This window comes from Stenotrophomonas sp. SrG, assembly GCF_050031795.1.
GTDB classification, from domain to species: Bacteria; Pseudomonadota; Gammaproteobacteria; order Xanthomonadales; family Xanthomonadaceae; genus Stenotrophomonas; species Stenotrophomonas rhizophila_A.
The window spans coordinates 1-236 of record NZ_JBNBBE010001296.1 but is presented as its reverse complement, the minus strand read 5'-3'; the positions used below and the strand labels follow the sequence as shown (position 1 = coordinate 236).

The window sequence follows — 236 nt, the reverse complement described above, 5'->3', positions numbered from 1 at the left end:
GCGGCGCCTCGACGGTGCAGCAGCGAGAGCCGGCGATGGACGACCAGGCCGCCAAGCTGGTGCTGGCGGGGTTCATCATTACACTCCCCAATCTGTTGGCCGCACGGGCTACTGCCAGCGATCCGATCCAGTACGAGGCCGGTGCCGGGACCCGTGTCACCGAGGGTGTCGCCGGCCAGTCGCCGCCGCGGGCTGACGTCGATGGGCCGGCGGCAGGGCTGTCACAGGGGACGGCG

The 236-nt window shown here is 71.6% G+C and carries 1 protein-coding gene; it reads left to right on the top strand.

Going from position 1 to position 236, the window contains the following annotated elements; translation table 11 throughout:
• Positions 1-35 precede the first annotated feature (35 nt).
• Positions 36-236: hypothetical protein (locus ACQG3P_RS23600; protein ID WP_426806404.1), on the top strand; the 201-nt coding region annotated here is incomplete at its 3' end.